We start from the raw sequence: 17668 nt of genomic DNA, 5'->3' as shown, positions 1-17668 counted from the left end.
TTTCGCAGCTGGATGCAGGCATTTCGAAGCGGGGTGAGGATATGGGATCAGAAATGGCATATATAACAAAGCAGGGAGTCTGGCGGTTATTACTGCTCGTTCTGTTCTTGATGGGCCTCTGCCCGCCATTGGCCGAAGGAGCGGCGGAAGCTCCCCAGCAGAATGTCCTGATCCTGCATTCCTACCATAAAGGATTCTCTTGGACGGACGACCAGAACAACGGCATTGAAGAGCGGCTCAAGAGCTCGAAGGTTCCTCCTGTCATTTATACGGAATACCTGGACTGGAAAAGGTATCCAAACGAGGAGAATCTGCAGCACTTTTACGAATTGATCAAAGGCAAATACGCAAAATTACATATCGACGCTATTATAACGACAGATGACCGCGCGTTCGATTTTGCAGCCAAGAACCGAAAAGAGCTGTTAAGCGACGCGCCCATTATTTTTAGCGGCATAAATGAGGTTGGCTACGATCAAATCAAGAACCAGAAGAACATCACTGGCGTCATCGAGAATATCGACCCTTCCGAAACGATAAAAATGGCGCTTTACATTAATCCCTCCATCCGAAATGTCTATCTTGTATACGATAACTCGGAGAGCGGCTTGTCTACTGCCCAACTAGTCATAAAGAAACTGAAATCGATGAACCTTGACTTGAAGCTCCATAGCATGAACCGGATGTCAGAAGAAGAAATCAAACGGACGGCATCGTCGCTTTCTTCCGACAGCATCCTGCTGGCGACAACCTTTTACAGCGATGTTACCGGCAAAATTACCGAGCTTGACCGGTTTTCGAGCGAACTTTCGGCCATTAGTACAGTACCGCTTTACTATATGTATGAATACGGACTCAATCACGGCGCATTCGGTGGAAACTTGCTCAGCGGGAAGCTCCTGGGGGAGAAAGCTGCGAATGTGGCGCTGAGTGTCCTGGGCGGAGAAAATCCGGACACCATCCCCGTCTCTTACGCCGGCACGAGCCGCAATGCGTTTGACTACAACCAATTGGAGCACTTTCATATTAAAGTGAAGGACCTCCCGCCGGGCAGCGAAGTGATTAACAAGCCGTTCTCTTTTTATGAGACCTATCGGAGCCTTGTGCTTATCCTTATCGCGGTGTTCTCCGTATTGATTGTATTCATCGCCATTCTGCTGTTCCATGCCGGGGTGGTCAGAAGAATCCGCAAACAGCTGATGGAGAGTAACGAGAGATTTTCCTTGGCGGCGTTCGGCGCCGACGCGGTCATCTGGGACCTGGACATGACGACGATGATCTATTACTTCTCGGACCGGTGGTACGAGCTTCTGGGCTATGAAATCGGGGAGATTGACGAGCATTATATCGGCTGGAGTAACATTATTCATCCCGATGACCTCGAGCAGGAGGAGCGGCAGCGGAAGGATCATCTGTCCGGAAAGACGGTCTATTATTACAGCGAATACCGGATACGCGCCAAGTCCGGGGAGTACAAGTGGTTTCAGGCCAGAGGCAAGGTGCAGCGGAACGAGGAGGGCGGTTACGTCCGGTTCGCCGGCTCGATGACGGATATTACGGACCGCAAAGGGTATGAGAGCAAGCTGCAGATGAGCTATCAGGAGCTGGAATCGACGTACGAGGAGCTGACCGCCCTTCAGGATGAACTGCTGGAGCAGTACAACAAGGTGGTCGAGAACCAGACGCTGCTTCAGGCGAGCGAGGAAAAATACCGGGTGCTAGCCTTCAATGACGAGCTCAGTGGATTGCCGAACCGGCTGTCGCTGACGGAGGAGCTGAAGGCGTTCATCGAGAAGAATGAGAGCGGACAGGCGGCATTGTTCTTCATGGACATCGACAATTTCAAATATATTAACGACACGATGGGCCATACATTCGGCGATCTGCTCCTTAAACAGGCCGGTGAGCGGCTGCTCGCGCTGTCCGCCGGCAACAGCAGGCGCTACCGTTTCGGCGGAGACGAATTTGTCATTCTGCTCAAGGACACGGAGCAGCCGGAGCAGACGGTTTTTTACGCGGAGGCACTGATTCAGAGCTTCAAAGAGCCGTTTCAGCTGGGCGACAGCACCGTGCATGTCTCCATCAGCGTCGGAATCGCCCAATACCCGCGTGACGGCAGGACCGCCGAGGCGCTGCTCAAGAACGCCGATATTGCCATGTACCGGGCCAAGCAGGCGGGCAAAGGGACATACATGCTGTATGGACAGAATATGCAGCAGTATTTTGACGAGCGGGTAATCATCGAGAAGCATCTGCGGGAGGCCATCGATAACAACGAGCTGTCTTTGCAATACCAGCCCAAGGTGACTCTTCCCAACGGAGAACTGTGGGGGTTCGAGGCGCTGATTCGCTGGAACAGCCCGGTACTGGGCTTTGTCTCCCCTTTGTCTTTCATTGGGATTGCGGAGGATTGCCGCCTGATTATCCCGATAGGGGAATGGGTGCTGCGCAAGGCTTGTCTTTTTCTTGCCGGACTTCATCGTCAGGGGCTGGGACCGTACCATATTTCGGTCAATATATCGGTCATCCAGCTGCTGATGGACGATTTCGCGGAAACCGTGCTGAAGATTTTACGCGAAACGGGGCTGAACCCCCGGTACCTGGAGCTGGAGATCACCGAGTCCATCATTATGGAGTCTTTTGAAGAGATCAGCATCAAGCTGGAGTATTTGAAGCAGCGGGGCATCGGCATCGCTTTGGACGATTTCGGGACAGGGTATTCTTCCCTCAGCTATCTGAAGCAGCTGCCGATAACGACGCTGAAGATCGACAAATCATTTATCGACGGCCTCCCGGGTGAAGGAAGCAGCATGCCGCTGGCCGGCTCCATCGTCGCAATCGGTCACGATATGGGGCTGATCGTTACGGCGGAAGGAGTCGAGACGAAGGAACAGCTCGAATTCCTAAGACGGGTGAACTGCGACAAGGTACAGGGCTACTACATCAGCCGTCCGATTGCAGAGGGCCAGGTACAGGCTTGGACCCGCCAATATGCCCGCCAAATGATCAATGTAGAAAAGTGTTGAAAAAATGCCTAATAATCCGTCGATTTATGCCCGTTCTTTAACGGATAAAACTGGTAAACGGCAACCTTCGATACTATAATTAAACTGAAATTCAACCCATTCGCGGAAGGAAAGTGGACATGGTAAAGAAGCTATTGGCAAGCGGCTTGATCTTTATGCTGGCTCTTCTTATGGTTACTGGCGCGGTCTTCGCATCGCCGGCGACCGACAATCTCACTCAAGATCAACAGACTGCACTCTCAATTATTGAGAAGGCCAACCAAGAAATTGACGAAAAGATTGAAAAAGCTGTCGCAGAAGCCGATAAACTACAAGAGGATTACTTGAAAGATATTCAGGCGATCAAACAGCTTCAGGCCGCGGCCGAGCTGAATCCGGACACTGCCCAAATCTCGGCTGAGGTTGCGGATGTAAAGACCGCTTCCGACGATCTGGTGGAACAGTTGTTCACCCCGGGCGGGGGAGATTCGAAAGCAGCGGATGATCAAATCGCCGAATTTAACGCGGACGCCGCTTCGGAAGGCACTTTGATTGCTGAACGCACCAAAATTTATACCAGCGCACTGGACAAGCTGGTTACGGATTTGTATAACGAAACCTTGCAAATTGCCGACACAGCGATCGCTCAAGCGGCCGAACTGGGTGTGGTTGCCGAACGTTTCTGGAAGCTTGTGAAGATTGCGGATCGCGAGGTTTGGATCGATCCTATCGCTGTGGAAATATAGGAGGGACTGAAAATTATGAAGGGCCTGAACTTGGGAAGGGAAGGAGACAACATTGCACAAGAACATCAAGGATCCTCTGAATTTTTCCTGTTGGCTAGAGGTGACGGCTCCGAAATAATTTTACAGACTATTCAGAAAGATAAAATATTCTATGTTTATCCCGGCGAAGAAGCCGATACGATGGAGTTCTTCTACATACTGGAGGGTGAGTGCAGTTATAAAGGCGATAATGGGCATATCATCTTGGGTAAAGGTGACTATTTCTACACCCATTATCTCCAGGAAGCCGTCTATTTCAGCACTCTGACAGAGATGAAGCTGCTGTGGCATACAACCAAGCCTGCGTTTCACCTCATCAGCCACCGATTGAGAAAGCTGGAGAATATTCTTAAACAGATAGAAGAAAAGGATAACTATACATTCAAGCACAGCGGCCGGGTACAGAAATACTGCCTGATGATTTCCAGGATGATCAAAATGCCAAAGGACAAGCTGGAAGATTTATATTTTGCGGCCGCATTTCACGATATCGGGAAGATTCATACCCCCGAAGAAATTCTGAACAAGCCGGGGCGCTTGACGGCAGAGGAATTCGAGATTGTGAAGCGTCATTGTTATGACGGCTATGTCATGGTTAAGGATTTATATTACAACAATATTAGCGATATCATTCTGCAGCATCATGAGCGCCTTGACGGTTCCGGTTATCCCTACGGGATTAAGGAAGAAGAGATTTTGCTCGAAGCCAAAATTATCGGCGTTGCCGATACTTTTGATGCGATGACCTCCGACCGGCCATACCGTAAGGGGCTTCCGGCGGAAGTCGCGATGGACGAGCTCAAGCGGCTGTCGGGCATCCATTATGACGCCGAACTGGTCCGGTTGTTTGAACAGGCTTTAATTGCTGACGGGATACTGAAGCCCGGAGAGAAATGACCTTCCTTATAAGGAGGGTCTTTTTTTCATCTCTATCGCATACTCGGCAAACGCCTGCGGCTGCTCGAAGCATTATTCTTCCCGCTCCATAATCCCCTCCAGCTTCTTCCGGTCCAGCAGCGTGACCGTGTTTCCTTTGAACGAAATCCAGCCATTGTCGCGCAGCAGCCCCATTTCCCGGGACAGCGAAGGACGCGCGGCATTCAGATGCTCGGCCCATTCCTTGCGGCTGAAGGGCAGCCGGAGGGTATCCGTCCCCTGCTGGTCCGCCTGTTGCAGCAAATCATGCACAACCCGGCGGCGCAGCGAACCGGCCGACAGGATTTCAAGCTTGCGGTTAACCATGACGAGGCGTTCAGACAGATTTTCCATATACCTGGACAGCATGTCGGTATCGGCGGCGAACAGGCGCAGCAGCTCCTGCTTGCCGATGAACATGACGGTGCTTCGCCCCGCTGAAATAATGGTGGCCGGATACACGTTCTCCCGCCGGAACAGCACCGCCTCCCCGAAGGTCTGCCCCCTCCCCAGCCTGGCAATGGTTATGCCGCCTCCGCCCTGATGGATTTTGTGAACTTCCACCACTCCGGATAGCACAATTCCCAGCCGGTCGGCGGTCTCGCCTTCGCTGATAATCATTTCCGACTTGCTGCAATCCCGGACGGTGTAGCGCATCGTATCCAGCATGGCGTCAAGCTCCTCGATGCTCTTTCCCCGAAAAAATAGACAGGTCTGCAGCACGGCAGGCTCCGGCTTCATGGAATTCCTCCAATTTTTAAAATAATTTTAGATAAACGGTAACATCCGTTACCGATTGTTCGACGTCAGTCTACTACAATCGGTAGTAACTAGTAAAGACACAGACGGCAGACGAATGACATGAATATTAAGGAGAGATGATTCAATGAGCAGTATGTTTTGTTTTCAGTGCCAGGAGGCGGCCAAAGGAACGGGCTGCACGATTCAGGGAGTCTGCGGCAAGACAAGTGATGTCGCCAATCTGCAGGACCTTCTGCTCTACACGGTAAAGGGCATCTCCATTTATGCGGCAAAGGGCCGCGAACTCGGAGTGACTGACATTGCTTCAGAGCATTTCATCATCAAGAGCCTGTTCGCAACGATCACCAACGCTAACTTCGACCGCGACGGATTTATTGCGAGAGTCAGAGAAGGGATCGTCATTCGTGACGGCTGGAAAAAACGGCTGGCCAGCTCGCTTGCAGACGTGGCGCTCGGAGGCCATGACGCCGCGCAATGGACGCCAGGCACGGACGAAGAGCTGGAAGCCAAGGCAGCGGCGGTTGGTGTGCTTGCAACCGAGAACGAGGACGTTCGCTCCCTGCGCGAGCTGCTTACCTACGGCCTGAAGGGCATGGCCGCCTATCTGGAGCATGCCGCGGTGCTCGGCTATCATGAAGCCGGCGCGCAGGCTTTCCTTGAGCGCGGACTTGCCGCTACGCTGAACGATGAGCTGACCGCGGAGGAGCTGGTTGCTCTCGTTATGGAATGCGGTAAGTACGGCGTTGACGTTATGGCGCTGCTTGACCGTGCCAACACGGAGACGTACGGCAACCCGGAAATTACGAAGGTGAACATCGGCGTCGGCGACCGCCCGGGCATTCTGATCAGCGGCCACGACCTGAAGGATATGGAAGAGCTGCTCAAGCAGACGGAGGGAACGGGCGTCGACGTGTACACGCACAGCGAAATGCTGCCAGCCCACTACTACCCGGCTTTCAAAAAATACAGCCATTTTGTCGGCAACTACGGCAACGCATGGTGGAAACAAAATGAGGAATTCGATAGCTTCAACGGTCCGATTCTGATGACGACCAACTGCGTGGTGCCGCCGAAGGACAGCTATAAGGACCGTCTGTACACGACAGGCAACACGGGCTATCCCGGCATCAAGCATATCGGGGAAGGTAAAGACGGCGCTCCGAAAGACTTCTCCGCCATCATCGAGCAGGCTAAGACCTGCGTGGCTCCGGTCGAAATCGAGAGCGGGGAGATTGTCGGCGGCTTTGCCCATGCGGCTGTGATGGGAGTGGCCGACAAGGTGGTCGACGCGGTGAAGACCGGCGCGATCAAGCGCTTCTTCGTAATGGCCGGCTGCGACGGAAGGATGAAGAGCCGGAACTATTATACCGATTTTGCTCAGGCGCTGCCTAGCGATACGGTAATCCTGACGGCTGGCTGTGCCAAATACAAGTACAACAAGCTTGACCTTGGCGACATCGGTGGCATTCCGCGCGTACTCGATGCGGGCCAGTGCAACGATTCCTACTCGCTGGCCGTAATCGCGCTGAAGCTGAAGGAAGTATTCGGCCTGGAAGACATCAACGACCTGCCGATTTCCTACAACATTGCCTGGTATGAGCAAAAAGCGGTCATCGTGCTGCTGGCGCTGCTCTACCTGGGTGTCAAGAACATTCACCTCGGCCCGACGCTTCCGGCCTTCCTGTCCCCGAATGTGGCGAAGGTGCTGGTCGAGACGTTCGGCATCGGCGGCATCACAACCGTGAATGAAGATGTGGAGCGTTTCCTGTCGGTGGTGTAATCGAACCGTCAAGGTTAGAAAAGAGTGGACCTCAAGTCCAAACCTAAGCAAAGCAGGCCAGCCGAAATTCCGGCTGGCCTGCTCCTGTTTTAGGACCTATAAATGATTTTATTCCCTCACCCGAAGAACCGTTCCATCACAATATAATCTTTGCCGCCTTTTGTAAACGTGCTTGCAGTTGGGATTAATCCAAACCTTTCATAGAACGAAACTTTTCCGCTCCTGGCATTGCAGTAAATCCGTTTCACGCCGGCCTGCTCTGCTTCTCCGAGGATATGGAACAATAATCGGCTCCCGCACCCCTGATTCTGATGCGAGGTTAACGTCGCAAACTTGCGGAACTGCGCTTCCGATCCATGTACAAAAAGAGAGACGGCTGAAATCAGCGCTTCCCCTTCAAAAAGCCCGAAGTGAGTCCCCTCATCATCGTCTTTAAGCTTTACATAATCGAGATCCTTTTCCGGCCACATGACTTCATGGCGCAGCCGCCAGGCTTGCTCTTTGTGAATGATCTTAATATCCAAAATATAGTATCCTCTCCAGGATTAATGGCTTAATGCATTGAAGATATTGGCTTCGCCCGAGCCGAACAGCGGGTCCTGCCCCGGCTTTCCTAAATCGCTGGCCGTCTGCTTGATGAGCGCTTGCACCTGGGCCGGTGTATATTCCGGATGCGCGGCCTTGATGACACCCGCAATGCCCGCAACCTTCGGTGCTGCCATCGAAGTACCGTGCAGCAGCGCATAGCCCCTCAGATTCGAGGTGAAGTAGGGCTCGAGGTAGGTTGGCCATGTGCTGAGCGTGCGGTAATGGAAGTCCCGCTCATCGAGATTTCGGCTTGCGTCATAGACCGGGCCGTTGTCCCCGCCGGGAGCCGCGACGTCGATTGTGCTGCCGTAGTTGGAATAGAACGCGATCTTGTCCGAAGACCACTTATTCGACGAAGATACGTTGATGACGCCCGGCAGTGTGCCCGGTACTTCTTTCACAGCGCTTTTGAAGGTCAGGCCAAGGTAGCCGTACGTTTGGTTCATATAGTCGACAACAGCATTCGAGTCATTTAGATTCAGCGACTCGTTGCCAGCGGCCGCGACTACTGTAACGTTGCGGCCAACGGCATACTGCAGCGCGCGCTTCCAGAGGAGCATGTCCGCCACATCATTGTATTTGAGGCCGTCATAAGTGTATCGGGCAATGCCGTCGTAACCCCCGATCGACATGTTGATGACGTCGACCTTGTCCTTGGCCGCCTGAACGACGGCTGCGGCGATCCATGAGGTCGGGGCGCCGCCCTCTGCCGCGAATACGCGGTACGACCGGATGCCGAGGCCGGGACCTACGCCTTTGACCTTGCCGTCCGCCGCTATGGAGCCGGCCACATGCGTGCCATGGCCTTCGCGGTCCCTGATGTCGCTTGGATCGCCTGTTTCACTGGCGTCGACACCTGCTGGGACAAAGTTCACGCCCCCGAGGAAGTTGGCCTTCAGGTCGGGGTGGTTGGCGTCGATTCCCGTATCGATGACGCCTACAACCGCCTTGTGCTTAACCGTTCCATCCGAATTAACTGTGCCGCCCGTTTCCAGCTTGTAGGAGGCTCCGTTATTCGTAATCCGCTGGATATCCCATTGATAGGGCCAATACGTATCGGCATCCTGCGGAATATCGGTTACCGGCTGGCCGTCGGCCGCCGCGGTATCTTCATCAAGCTTGTACTCCAATTCGGGATTAGCCGCTTGTATGCCGGAAACCCCGCTCAGATTCGAAAGAAAGTCCGCTCTTTCGGATTCTGCTTCGAGTCCGCCCAATTCCGGGAGGGCGCGAAGGACTTTGCCGCCCGCTTTCGTTATTAATGTTTCGTAGTTTGCCGGAAGTGAAGATTGAAACGCGATCACATACTTTTGCTTCTGACTCGCCTGACCCGCCTGACTCTGACTGGCTGGCTTGGCATACCCGGACCCGGCTAACAGGCTAGTGGCAATCAGCATAGAACCTACGACAGCGGCGACCTTTGTTCTCAAATTCTGTTCCTCCCCGAAATGGTATAAACCGGACAATAGCCGATTTTGACTTGTAGTATATCAGCTTTGGAGTAAATAACTTGTCCTAATTTGTCGATGGGAAAAGGGAATTTGTATCGGATTACCAATAAAGAATCCTTTGAACAGGTCGCTTAAACTGTGCAGCAGGCGAAGTATAAGCCCGGGCAGTTCGCTGATGCCCGCCGTTTACTCCGGCAGCCGATACACCGCAAACGGTTCGCTGTGGATAAAAGGTTGACTAATAGCGTCAAGCTTCTCCAGCGTCTCGCTGTTCAGGGCAAGGGAGACGCTCTTCAGGCTCTCTTCGAGCTGCTCCGCCCGGGTAGCGCCGACAATGACAGTGGACACTGCCGGACGGCTCATGAGCCAGGACAGCGACAGAGCGGCGGGAGTTGTCTGAAGCTCCGCCGCGAGCGACGCCGTCTCCCGCCCCAGGGCGATCCGTTCATCGGTCAGGAACCGGGCGAAGTTCGGATCGGTGTCGGCTCTTGAGCCTGCGGGGGCTTTATTCCCCTCGCCGTATTTGCCGGTCAGGATACCGCCGGCAAGCGGGAAGTAAGGGATGATGCCGACGCCCTGGTCCAGGCTGAGCGGAACGAGCTCCCGCTCCGGCGTGCGGTCGGCCAGCGAATAGCTGCACTGAAGCGATACATAGCGCTCATAGCCTGCCCGTTCGCTGATGCCGAGCGCCTTCATCAGCTCCCAGGCGGCATAATTGGAGGCGCCGATATAGCGCACCTTGCCGGAGGATACCATATCGTCCAGCGTGCGCAGCGTTTCCTCCAGCGGCGTATAGGGATCGAAGGTGTGAATCTGGTACAGGTCGACATAGTCCGTCTTCAGGCGCCGGAGGCTGTCCTCCAGCTCCCGCATGAGATGAAATCTGGACGAACCGCTGCCACCGGGGCCGGGGCTTCGTACCAGCCCGGCTTTGGTCGCGAGCACGGCTTCATGCCTTCTCCCCGCGAGCGCTTCCCCAATAATCCGCTCCGATTCCGTTCCGGCGTATATATTGGCGGTGTCGATGAAGTTGATCCCGTTATCCAGCGCGGTATGCAGCACCGCCGAGGAAGCGGCCTGGTCCGCCCGTTTGCCGAAGGCGTTGGTTCCAAGTCCCAGCTGCGATACTTGCAGCCCGCTTCCTCCAAGCCGTTGATATTTCATACCCCAATCTCTCCCTTTGTTCACATATGAATTCGGTCTATTCCCGCCTCCGGCTTAAGGTCTCCTTCTTCGCCTTCCGCAAACAGCTTCAGCGCCGTGTCGATAAAGAGCCTGACCGCAATCGAGCATCTGTCGGCCGAGTGCACTGCAAGGCGGATGTCCCGGTACGCCGGAGGCTCGAGCTCCCGGATGGCGACGCCGTCCGGTGGTGACAGCAGGGACAGCTGGGCCATAACGGCAGAGGCCAAACCCTCCCGCACCATATTGAGGGCGGTGTGATAGCTGTTGATCACGTATTTCACGTTCAGATTCACTCCCGTTCTCTCGAACAACTCGACGACGGGAGGCTCGTAGCCCGATTTGCAGATCAGCATCGATTCCTTCTCGAAATCCCGTACCTTGACGACAGACTTCTTCGCAAGCGGATGCCCGGCAGGAAGAACCGCGTACAGCTTCTCGCGGAACAAAGGAAACGAATCGAATTCGTCGGTGGGCGGTATCAATATACCGACATCGATCACTCCCGTCTCCAGCCATTCCTTCACTTCGGCAATCGTGCCCTCATGGAGACGGAATTCAAGCTGGGGATATTGCCGGTTAATGGCGCCGATAATTTTCGGAATGAAATAGGACGAGGCCGCGGGAAAAGCGCCGATGGTAATCAGGCCTTTTTCGAGCCCTTTTTCCGCTGCGATTTCCTGCTCCACCTTGCCGAATCCCTTGAGAATGTCGCGAAAGGCAACGAGAATCCGCTTGCCCACCTCCGTCAGCGAAATACCGCGCCGGTCCCGCACCAGCAGCTGCACATCCAGCTCGGCTTCGAGCGTAGAAATCGCCCGGCTGACCGCAGGCTGGGTCATGTTCATTTCCTGTCCGGCCCGTGTGAAACTGCCGCTTTCCGCAATTTTGACGAACAGCTCAATCTGCACTTTGTTCATAACAAATTTGATATGCTCCTTATAATAAAAATTCATTATATTTATGCTTGGAAGTATTGTATCATCAGGAAAGGTTCAAAAACAAGGGAGAGTACCATATGACACGTCAAAAATCGGGTGTTCTATTATTGGCTTTTCTCGTCCTCGTCTGGGGCATTAATTGGCCTTTATCCAAAATCGCGCTGGCTTACGCGCCGCCACTGCTATTCTCGGGTATCCGTACCGTAATCGGAGGTGTGCTGCTGATCCTGATCGCGCTGCCCAAAGCGCGGCTGCTCCGGTTTAAGACACTGTGGCCGGTATATTTGGGCTCGGCCCTGTTAAGCATAGCGCTGTATTACGGCGTACAAACGATCGGGCTGCAGTACGTGCCGGCGGGACTGTTCTCGGCGATCGTCTTTCTTCAGCCGGTGCTGCTCGGGATTTTTTCCTGGTTGTGGCTTGGGGAAGAGATGCATGGGCAAAAAATTGGGGGGCTCGTGCTCGGTTTTCTGGGCGTGGCTTGCTTGAGCGCGGGCGGCCTGACCGGCAGCATTTCGCTTCTTGGTATCCTTCTCGCGCTGGCTACCGCCTTGTGCTGGGCACTTGGGACGGTGTATATGAAGCGAAATGCGGTGCGGGTCGATATGCTGTGGATGACGGCCATGCAGATCACACTCGGGGGGCTGATCCTGCTTGTGGCCGGCAGCGCGGCCGAGCCATGGAAAGCCATCAGATGGAGCACCGATTTTGTCGCGGTCACGCTGTTCATTTCCATATTTGTGATTGCGCTCGGCTGGCTCGTATATTTCAAGCTGATTCACGAAGGGGAGGCCGGAAAGGTGGCTTCTTATACTTTTCTGGTCCCGCTCGTCTCCATCGGTTCCAGCGTCCTCTTCCTAAATGAGAAGATAACGATTAATCTGGTGATAGGCCTGATTCTGGTCGTAATCAGCATCATACTGGTCAATGTCCGGTTCCGGCGCAGCCCGGCGTCTGCAGTGGCAGAAATCAGAGCCTTGGAGGAGGGGGACTATGATTTTTAAAATGAACGAACAGACAGCCCGTGACAATTACAAGCTGCTGATTGGCAGCGTGGTCCCAAGACCCATTGCGTTTGTCACCTCGGTGAGTGCGGAGGGGGTCGTCAATGCGGCTCCATTCAGCTATTTTAACATTGTGAACAATGATCCGCCGATGCTCATGTTCTCCTGCGGGCGGCATGCGGACGGCACGCTGAAGGATACGGCGCGCAATATTCTGGCGAATCAGGAGTTTGTCATCCATGTCACGGACGAGGACAACATTGAGGCGATCAATCATACGTCCATCAATGCACCCGCCCATATTAGCGAGCTTACGCTTGCGGGACTGACGGCCGTTCCCGGTACCACGGTGTCTGTGCCGCGGGTGCAGGAAAGTCCGGTTGCGATGGAATGCCGCCTTGCGCAGATTGTGGAGCTGGGCAAATTTGATGTTATTATCGGCGAGGTGCTGAGCTTCTATGTGCGGGACGACCTTGTTCATAATGGCCGGATCGACATCGGCAAGCTGAAGCCTATCAGCCGCCTGGCGGGATCGTCATACAGCGCTATCGGGCGGATCTTCGATCTGGAGCGGCCGGTCTACGAGGAGAAATGAGAACGGAGAAGTATAGATGGTACAAAAAAAGGGACGCTCCCAAGCTTATAGCTTGTGGGAGAGTCCCTTTTTGACGACGCGTACGGCCCGGCTCGCATGAGCCCGGGCACGCTGCGGAGCGGCGGAGCAGACCGCGAAGTCGGCGCGCTCCACTTCATCCAGCAGCCGGTTCAGGTGCGAGAAGACCGCGCCGAGGTCGCGGATGGCGGTCAGCGGGCAGCTGCCCTGAAGCTCGGCGAAGCTGGTGAGCTGAAGCTGGCGGGCGCGGCGCAGGGCATCAGGCAGTGAACCGTCGCACTCCGTGTTCGACAAAGTCTTGGCTCCGAAGATGGCAATGCAGTCCGATGTTGCAGTCAAAGTCTGCTTCATCCAGTCGGCGGCGGCGTAATGCGGCGGCAGCAGGCGCAGCTCGGTTGCGATTTCTTTCACATACCCGTGCATCGTTTGTAAATGGGTGATCGATTGCTTCATGACGGACAAATTGTTCCGGCAGGGAATATGCGACAGGGTAAAAAGCATCTCATTTTGTTTCTGGGCGCTGTCCTTCAGCAGCTCTCCGGCCCGCTTGAGCGCTTCGCGCTGATCTTTCTCATCCCGTCCTGGCGCAAGTCCGCTCAATCCGTCGGCTAACAGCAGAGTGCCGGCCAATGCAGTGTTCTTCACATTGACGAAGCCTTTAGGCGGCACGATAACGATATTGAAGAGTAAAGCGAAGGCTACACCAATCAGCGTATCTGTAGCTCGGAATACGACATAATGATCCTGAAAGAAGGTCAGAGCCAGCACCGAAGTGACGCCAACTTGCGTAATGGCCTGAAAGTTAATCCGGCAGGCGGTCGCCACGCCGAGGCCGATCAGCAGGATCAGCAGGATGGACAGCGGCCCGACATCGAAAAAGTGCCCGATCGTCAGACTGACGCTTCCGCCGAGCACAATGCCAAGCAACCGGCACAGCCCCTTCTCGAGCGAAGCCTTCACCGTGCCCTGGGTAATCAGAATCGCCGCCAGCGGCGCGAAGTACGAGAACTCGTTGCCGTACATGGCGTGAACAACCATCCAGGACAGCGAGGCTGCGAGTGTAACCCGTATCATATAAAGTGAAAAACCAAACTTTTCAAGGCGCTCCTGCAGCCCCTCGTCCATGTGTTGTCATCTCTTTTCGAAAAAATTTTAGAAAAAATATAAGGTTTTCAGTTATTTTCATTATAGCACCTTGAAGACAGAGGGACGCGGGGCAGTTTTTACAACATTACGAACTCGAAACAGCTAAAGCGCCTTTGCCAAAGCAAAGCCTCCGAAAGTGCGAATGACGCGCGGCCGAAGGCTTTATCCCTGTATCCTATTTGATTCCGAGTTTTATACGGTAGCTTAACAGCGTCTCCAAAGTGCGGCCGTCAAAATAACGCTCGACCTCTTCCCGGTAAACGGCTATTGTCTCATCAAGCTCCCCTCCGCCGAGCCGAAGCACGGTCTGGACGCCTCCCTGGCTGAGCGTGAGGCCGACATACCGCTCCGCGTCGCAGCGCTCGGTGTTGTGGAAGACGACTTCGCGGGCGAAGGCAAATTCACCGCTGTCCTTAATCCGGCGCAGATGCTCATCCTTATTCCACTTAAAGGCCCGCTCCTCCGCCGGCAGCCGGCGCCCGATAATCGCTTCGGCCTGCTCGATCAGTTCGTGGTAGAGGGTTTCAATCGACGGTTCGAGCACCGGCGGCCAGTCGCAGTCGTAGGCGGCGAAGATTCCTCTAGCCTTAAGTACCCGCCCCGCTTCCTTGAGCGTGCTTACGGGCTCCATCCAGTGGAAGGACTGGGAGCAGGTCACTATGTCGGCGCTCTCCGGCGGCAGGCCGAGCGAATTGGAATAACCCGGGATGAACGAGATCCCCTCCGGACTGCCGAGCGCTTTCCACTTCTCCAGCGCCTTGCCGCGCATATCGTCGCCTGGCTCTATGCCGATGACCGAATCGGCGGCCGCCAGCCATAGGAAAGTAGACAATCCGGTGCCGCAGCCAAGGTCCACAACAAGGGCGGGCCTGCGCTTCAAATAGCCTGTAAGCAGTTCGGTCACGAGCCTGGGCGCCTGAGGCCGGTAACGGTCGTATTCATTCTGAAATCCCTTGAATCGTACAATGTTGGATTGATGATTTCCTTCGGGGATCATGGTTCCACTCTCCATTTCCCAAGTATTTTGATGGATATTATACCAGTTTATGCCGGAAGCCGCAGTAAATGTGCGGCGGTTGTTCAGCTTCATATAAAAAAGTAAGATTGGGTTATGCAGCACAACTAACGTGCCGAAGAATGGAATGATTCAAGCTTGAACAACCTAAACCAAGACTTTACAACCCTTGAGTATTTGGCCCGGGGTACAGAGAGGCAAAGAAGTGCTTATGAGACGTTAAGCAAACTGAAAATAATGGATGTGCTGCACGGCTACGACCCCATTTTGGTTGGCACGATTCCCATTCATATTGATCTTCCGGATAGTGATCTGGACATCATTTGCGAAGTTCACGATTTTAACGGTTTTAAACAATGGATGGTATCGGAGTTTGGCGATCTGCAAGATTTTCGATGTGTAACCCGAACGGTAGACGGGATTAGACGAATTGTTGCAAATTTCAGGTTCCAGGGATGGCCCATTGAAATATTCGGTCAACCGGTTCCGACTAAAGAGCAAAATGGCTACAGGCACATGCTGATCGAACACCGAATTTTAACCATACTGGGAGACGAGGGTCTGAGCGCGATTCGGGAATTAAAAAGCAGGGGGTTAAAAACCGAGCCCGCATTTGCCAAGCTGTTGAAGCTTGAAGGAGACGCCTATGCCCGATTATTGGAGATGGTTCACTGGAAAGAAGCTGAATGGATAGATTTTACAGAGGCATGGATGGGACCAAAGAGAGCATTTCCGAATTAATGGATTCGGAATATGCAGCAACTGGTGGCTGCCGGTCAAACCAAGATAGAGGCATTTGCAAAAAATCCCCGGGAGCTTCGAAAGAAGCATTCCCGGGGATTTATCGTTCGGTGGCAGCCCGCTTGCAACTAGCGCAGCAGCGCGGGGTCGACCGATGGAACGAGGCCTTCGGCTGCGGCTCTGCCCAGCAGGGCCGTAATGGCGGCATAGCCGCTGTCGCCCAGATCCATCGTAAAGTCGTTTACATAGAGATCGATATGCGATTTCGCCACCTGCGGCGACAGTTCCTGGGCATGCCCGAGAACGTACTCCCGCGAAGCCTGAGGGTTGTCCCAGGCGTGCCGGAGCGAGCTGCGAATCCAGCCGCTGATGGCGTCCGCGTCAAGATCACGGCGGGCGACAATCGCTCCGAGGGGGATGGGAAGTCCCGTGTCGCTCTCCCACCAGCTTCCGAGATCGACCAGCATATGCAGCCCGTAGGAAGCGTAGGTGAACCGGGCTTCGTGGATGACAAGTCCGGCGTTAATCTTCCCGTCCCGCACCGCGGGCATAATTTCATTGAAGGGCATGACGACAATTTCGCCGACGCCGCCGGGGACATGGCTTGCCGCCCACAGCCGGAACAGCAGATAGGCGGTGGAGCGCTCGCTTGGGACGGCGACCCGGCGGCCCGACAGCGCCGCGGGGCTCTTGGCATCCAGCGGCCCGCCCTTGGTCAGCAGGAGCGGGCCGCAGCCGCGGCCCAGCGCGCCGCCGCAGGGCAGCAGCGCATACCGGTCCAGCACCCAGGGCAGGGCGGCGTAGGAGATCTTGAGGATGTCGAGGCCCGTCCCTTCGGCGGCAAGACCGTTCGTAACGTCAATGTCGGCGTAGGTGACATTGAGCTTCGGGGCGCCTGGTACAAGGCCATGCGCCCAGGCATGGAAGACAAACGTATCGTTAGGGCAAGGGGAATAAGCAATATTCAATTCTGCGGTCATTTCAGCACCTCCGATAGGATGGGCCCGGCGGCGGCGAGCGCTTCCAGCGCCTCGCCGATGCGCCAGGCCGCCCGGTCGCGGGGACCGACCGGGTTCGAGATCGCGCGAATCTCCAGCACCGGGAGATTCCGCGCCGCAGCGGCTGCGGCGACCCCGCAGCCTTCCATGGCCTCGGCGGCCGCGCCCGGCACGCGCGCCGCCAAAGCGGCGGCCGTCTCCGCGGAGCCGGTCGCCGTCGACACCGTGAGCACCGGTCCCGTGCTCACGGCCAGCCCCGCCGCCGCAAGCCCGGCGGCGAGCTTCGCTACCCGGCCCGTATCGGCCGGGTACGTCACGCGGCCGAAGCCGAGGTCGGCCGCGCTGCGGAAGCCCTCCGGCGTCTCGGCCCCGAGGTCGGCGAAGATCAGCTCGCTGGCGATGACCAGCGAGCCGACCGCCGCCCTGCCGGGGAAGCCGCCACCGATCCCGGCGCTGACGACGCAGCCGTAGGAGCCGGCTGCAAGCGCAGCGGCGGTGCCGGCCGCCGCCGCCGCCGGGCCCGCGCCTGCGGCGATGACGGTGAAGCCGGCTGCGCCGCCGAGGCCGAGGCGGACCGCTTCCGCTTCGGCCTCGACCGCCGTAACGATAAGGACACTCGGGAAGGCCGGTTCCTGCTCCTTGTGGGTTTCCTCTCCGGCATGGCCGGGGTCCAGGGGGGAAGTCACAGCGAGAATCCTCCTTATTAATAGAATGTATTAAGAAATGGATTCGGCAACCCGGA

The 17668-nt window shown here is 55.3% G+C and carries 16 protein-coding genes; 7 read left to right on the top strand and 9 right to left on the bottom strand.

Features of this window, described 5'->3' with window-relative positions:
• The first annotated feature begins 53 nt into the window (after positions 1–53).
• The 3 genes from PSAB_RS24815 to PSAB_RS23365 all read left to right on the top strand — a co-directional run bounded on the left by PSAB_RS24815 (position 54) and on the right by PSAB_RS23365 (position 4687).
• Positions 54–3026: an ABC transporter substrate binding protein gene (locus tag PSAB_RS24815; RefSeq protein ID WP_158442616.1), complete on the top strand. Its 2973-nt coding sequence runs from the start codon at positions 54–56 to the stop codon at positions 3024–3026.
• Positions 3027–3145: 119 nt separating this feature from the next.
• Positions 3146–3751 carry a hypothetical protein gene (locus PSAB_RS23370; RefSeq protein ID WP_025336979.1) on the top strand — a complete coding sequence of 202 codons (606 nt, stop codon included), beginning with the start codon at positions 3146–3148 and terminating at the stop codon, positions 3749–3751.
• Between the two features lie 15 nt (positions 3752–3766).
• Entirely contained in the window at positions 3767–4687 is a 921-nt protein-coding gene (locus tag PSAB_RS23365) for an HD-GYP domain-containing protein (protein ID WP_025336978.1), read from the top strand.
• Between the two features lie 72 nt (positions 4688–4759).
• Here the strand turns inward: PSAB_RS23365 and PSAB_RS23360 are convergent, their stop codons facing one another.
• Positions 4760–5446: a Crp/Fnr family transcriptional regulator gene (locus PSAB_RS23360; RefSeq protein WP_025336977.1), complete on the bottom strand. Its 687-nt coding sequence runs from the start codon at positions 5444–5446 to the stop codon at positions 4760–4762.
• Positions 5447–5591: 145 nt separating this feature from the next.
• Between PSAB_RS23360 and hcp the strand changes: the two genes are divergently transcribed.
• Positions 5592–7247, top strand: coding sequence for a hydroxylamine reductase (hcp, locus tag PSAB_RS23355; protein ID WP_025336976.1), 1656 nt, complete (start codon positions 5592–5594; stop codon positions 7245–7247).
• Between the two features lie 116 nt (positions 7248–7363).
• On the opposite strand, the gene PSAB_RS23350 is transcribed toward hcp, so the two are convergent.
• From PSAB_RS23350 to PSAB_RS23335, 4 genes are all read right to left on the bottom strand, one after another.
• Positions 7364–7771, bottom strand: a complete 408-nt coding sequence (locus tag PSAB_RS23350) for a GNAT family N-acetyltransferase (RefSeq protein WP_025336975.1) — start codon at positions 7769–7771, stop codon at positions 7364–7366.
• 21 nt (positions 7772–7792) lie between these two features.
• Positions 7793–9265 (bottom strand): S8 family serine peptidase, encoded by a 1473-nt coding sequence (locus PSAB_RS23345; protein WP_025336974.1) that lies wholly within the window; start codon positions 9263–9265, stop codon positions 7793–7795.
• Positions 9266–9472: 207 nt separating this feature from the next.
• Positions 9473–10450: an aldo/keto reductase gene (locus PSAB_RS23340; RefSeq protein WP_025336973.1), complete on the bottom strand. Its 978-nt coding sequence runs from the start codon at positions 10448–10450 to the stop codon at positions 9473–9475.
• A gap of 20 nt (positions 10451–10470) precedes the next feature.
• Positions 10471–11388: a LysR family transcriptional regulator gene (locus PSAB_RS23335; RefSeq protein ID WP_025336972.1), complete on the bottom strand. Its 918-nt coding sequence runs from the start codon at positions 11386–11388 to the stop codon at positions 10471–10473.
• A gap of 98 nt (positions 11389–11486) precedes the next feature.
• Between PSAB_RS23335 and PSAB_RS23330 the strand changes: the two genes are divergently transcribed.
• On the top strand, positions 11487–12413 hold the full coding sequence (locus PSAB_RS23330) for a DMT family transporter (protein ID WP_025336971.1): 927 nt from the start codon (positions 11487–11489) through the stop codon (positions 12411–12413).
• On the top strand, positions 12403–13008 hold the full coding sequence (locus tag PSAB_RS23325) for a flavin reductase family protein (RefSeq protein ID WP_025336970.1): 606 nt from the start codon (positions 12403–12405) through the stop codon (positions 13006–13008). The genes PSAB_RS23330 and PSAB_RS23325 overlap by 11 nt, the downstream gene beginning before the upstream one ends.
• A gap of 45 nt (positions 13009–13053) precedes the next feature.
• On the opposite strand, the gene PSAB_RS24810 is transcribed toward PSAB_RS23325, so the two are convergent.
• Positions 13054–14151, bottom strand: a complete 1098-nt coding sequence (locus PSAB_RS24810; RefSeq protein WP_025336969.1) for an FUSC family protein — start codon at positions 14149–14151, stop codon at positions 13054–13056.
• A 196-nt stretch (positions 14152–14347) separates the two neighbouring features.
• Positions 14348–15169 carry a class I SAM-dependent methyltransferase gene (locus PSAB_RS23315; protein WP_025336968.1) on the bottom strand — a complete coding sequence of 274 codons (822 nt, stop codon included), beginning with the start codon at positions 15167–15169 and terminating at the stop codon, positions 14348–14350.
• A gap of 156 nt (positions 15170–15325) precedes the next feature.
• Between PSAB_RS23315 and PSAB_RS23310 the strand changes: the two genes are divergently transcribed.
• Entirely contained in the window at positions 15326–15928 is a 603-nt protein-coding gene (locus PSAB_RS23310) for a DUF4269 domain-containing protein (protein ID WP_025336967.1), read from the top strand.
• Between the two features lie 128 nt (positions 15929–16056).
• Here the strand turns inward: PSAB_RS23310 and PSAB_RS23305 are convergent, their stop codons facing one another.
• Positions 16057–16896, bottom strand: coding sequence for a 1,4-dihydroxy-6-naphtoate synthase (locus PSAB_RS23305; protein WP_025336966.1), 840 nt, complete (start codon positions 16894–16896; stop codon positions 16057–16059).
• Positions 16897–16904: 8 nt separating this feature from the next.
• The gene (locus tag PSAB_RS23300; protein WP_051529901.1) at positions 16905–17600 is read right to left on the bottom strand and encodes a futalosine hydrolase; all 696 of its coding nucleotides are present in this window, start codon (positions 17598–17600) and stop codon (positions 16905–16907) included.
• Between the last annotated feature and the right edge of the window lie 68 nt (positions 17601–17668).

It is taken from the genome of Paenibacillus sabinae T27 (assembly GCF_000612505.1).
GTDB classification, from domain to species: domain Bacteria; phylum Bacillota; class Bacilli; order Paenibacillales; family Paenibacillaceae; genus Paenibacillus_AQ; species Paenibacillus_AQ sabinae.
Note: the sequence above shows the minus strand (reverse complement) of the source record. Positions and strands in the feature narration are given on the sequence as shown.